Genomic DNA, 2,823 nt, shown 5'->3' on the forward strand with positions numbered 1-2,823 from the left:
ACGGGAACCCCCGCCCCTGGCCGGGGATGGGGTGTTCGAGCAATGGCAAGGATGCCCCTACCGCTTGCGCGCCTGGCCGGCCAGCGCGCGCCCGCGCCGAAAGGCCTCCAGGTTGACCTCCCGCGCCTTGGCCGGCACATGCCGCGGCGTCACCTGCAGCCAGATATCCTCCTCCACCGGCAGAAAGACGGACAGCGCGCCCAGCATCACCAGGTTATGGGCGCGGGCGTTGCCCAACTGCTGGGCGATCTCCACCGCCGGCACCAACAGGTAGTCCTTGGTCACCTGCTCCACCACGCCGATGAAGCGCGCCTGCGACGGATACTCGGCGCCCCCAGATGTCACTGCAACCGGGGGAATCTGATGCGTGCTGAGGATGGCGCGCCCGCCCTGGCGCAGGAATTCGATGTGACGCAGGGCCTCCACCATCTCGAATCCCAGCAGGATGTCCACCTCCCCTTTGCCGGCCATGGGGGAAAAGACCTGCTCGCCCCAGCGCACATGACTGCTGACACTGCCGCCGCGCTGGGCCATGCCGTGAATCTCCGATTTTTTCACATCATAGCCGGCGAGCAGACCCACCTCCGCCAGGATATTGGCGGCCAGCAGGGTCCCCTGTCCCCCGACGCCGACCAGCATGAAGTTGATGGGTTCTTTCATGCGCATTCCTCCGATGCTCAGGCTCCGCCGCCGGCGGCCTCGGAGGCCGGCGCCACTTCCGCCCGGAACAGGATGGCATGCTGAGGGCAAACCTGGGCGCAGACCTCGCACCCCGTGCAGAGCAAGGGGTCAATATCGGACTTCTGGCGCTTGTTTTTCTCGAATATCTCATCGCTACGGCGGATGGCCGGACAGCCCACCCGGAAGCAGGTCCAACAGGCGATACATTTGCTCCGGTCCACCCGCAGGGGCAGATAGCGCTTGCGCGCCTCGGGCAGGAGGGCGCATTCGCGGCGGGTGATGATGACCGCCGGCTCCTCTTTCGCCAGGGCCTCCTCGAACGCCCCCTGCACCGCCTTCAGGTCATAGGCGTCCACGGTGCGCACATGGGGGATGCCCATGGCCCGCACGAGGGGCTCCAGCTCGATCTCGACGGTTTTCTCGCCCTGCAGGGTGTACCCCGTGCCCGGGTTGTGCTGGTGGCCGGTCATGGCGGTGACGCGGTTGTCCATGATGACTGTGATGGACTTGCCGCGGTTGTAGGCCATGTTGAGCAGGGCCGGCATGCCCGTATGGAAGAAGGTGGAATCGCCGATGACGGCGATCTGGCGCTCGGGGTCGCCGGCCTTGTCAGCGCCGTGGGCCACCCCGATGCCGGCGCCCATGCACCCGCAAAAGTCAATGGTGGAGAGCGGCGGCATGGCGCCAAGGGTGTAACAGCCGATGTCCCCCTGCACCGGGAGCTTGAACTTCTTCATGACGTAAAAGACGCCGCGATGGGGACAGCCCGGGCACAGCACCGGCGGGCGCGGCGGCAAATCCCCTTTGATGGGATTCGGCGGCACCACCCGTTCCGATTCGGGGAGCAGGCCGGCGGCGATAGCCGCGTCGCGCACCACCTCGGGGGAGAACTCCCCGCAAATAGGGAAAATGCTCTTCCCCTCCACCGGGATGCCCAGATTACGGATCCCCTCTTCCAGGAAGGGGTCCAGCTCTTCCAGGACGATGAGCCGGCGCACCCGGCCGGCGAAGTCGGTAATGAGCCGGCGGGGAAGCGGGTAAGTCATCCCCAGCCGCAGGATGGAGGCGTCGGGGAAGACCTCGCGCGCGTACTGATAGGCGACACCGCAGGTGACGATGCCCAGCTCCGCGCCGCGCATTTCAACCCGGTTATAGGGGAAGGTCTCGGCGAACTCCTGGAGCTTGGCGATGCGCTCCTCCAGGACAGGATGGCGCCGGCGGGCATTGACCGGCAGCATGACGTACTTCTCGAAATTGCGGGGGAACTTCTCCACCTTCGGCGGGCGTTTCTGGCGCTCCCCCGTTTCCACCGGGGAGTAGGTATGGGCGATGCGGGTGGTGATGCGCAGGAGCACCGGCGTATCGAACTGCTCGCTCAGGTCCAGCGCCGCCGCCACCAGCTCCTTGGCCTCCTGGCTGTCGCTGGGTTCCAGACAGGGGACGCGGGCGAATTTGGCGTAATTGCGGTTGTCCTGTTCGTTCTGGGAGCTGTGCATGGCGGGGTCATCGGCGGAGACGATGACCAGGCCGGCCTCGATGCCGGTCATCGAAACATAAAAGAAGGAGTCGGCGGCCACGTTCAGGCCGACGTGCTTCATGCAGGTCATAGCGCGCCGGCCGGCATAGGCCGCGCCGATGGCCACGTCCATGGCCACTTTCTCATTGGTCGCCCATTCCGCATACACATCCGGAAGGGCCGCGAAGGTCTCCAGGATTTCCGTGCTGGGCGTGCCGGGATAGGCGGCGGCGACTTCCACGCCGGCCTCCCAGGCCCCCCAGGCGATGGCCTCATTGCCCGATAGAATGCGCTTCATCGTGGTGTGTTCCCTCCATCAGCGGTGATGCAGATGTTCCATCAATTCCTGAACCTGCTTGGCACGCCGGCCTTGCAGTTCCGCGCCCTCCGCGAACAGCTCCCGCACCTCCTGGCTGAGAGACGGATCGCCGGCGCGCTGACCATACCACTGTGCGGCGTGGACCGCGCCCTGCCGCAGGAATTCCAGCCGCGCCAGCGGCGTGCGGCGGGAATAGAACTGCTTCAACAGCTCGCCGGCGTCCGGCTGGAGGTCCACCGGCTGACCGCGCCGGCGGAGGACCTGCGCCAGCCGCGCCATGAAGCCCTGGTCCTCTTCCAGCGCCTGA

Annotated in this window: 3 protein-coding genes; all 3 read right to left on the bottom strand. The window is 66.2% G+C overall.

The window, feature by feature from the left end; translation table 11 throughout:
• Positions 1–57: 57 nt before the first annotated feature.
• Positions 58–660 carry an indolepyruvate oxidoreductase subunit beta gene (locus H5T60_13730; protein ID MBC7243492.1) on the bottom strand — a complete coding sequence of 201 codons (603 nt, stop codon included), beginning with the start codon at positions 658–660 and terminating at the stop codon, positions 58–60.
• A 17-nt stretch (positions 661–677) separates the two neighbouring features.
• A complete protein-coding gene (gene iorA / locus H5T60_13735) occupies positions 678–2,495 on the bottom strand; it encodes an indolepyruvate ferredoxin oxidoreductase subunit alpha (GenBank protein ID MBC7243493.1) in 1,818 nt (605 codons plus the stop codon).
• Positions 2,496–2,513: 18 nt separating this feature from the next.
• Positions 2,514–2,823: hypothetical protein (locus H5T60_13740; GenBank protein ID MBC7243494.1), on the bottom strand; the 310-nt coding region annotated here is incomplete at its 5' end.

It is taken from the genome of Anaerolineae bacterium (assembly GCA_014360855.1).
In the GTDB taxonomy this organism is placed as follows: Bacteria; Chloroflexota; Anaerolineae; order JACIWP01; family JACIWP01; genus JACIWP01.

Excerpts from the sequence above, each read along its gene's own strand:
- H5T60_13730 (MBC7243492.1), bottom strand. The coding sequence starts at position 660 with ATGAAAGAACCCATCAACTTCATGCTGGTCGGCGTCGGGGGACAGGGG.
- iorA (MBC7243493.1), bottom strand. The coding sequence starts at position 2,495 with ATGAAGCGCATTCTATCGGGCAATGAGGCCATCGCCTGGGGGGCCTGG.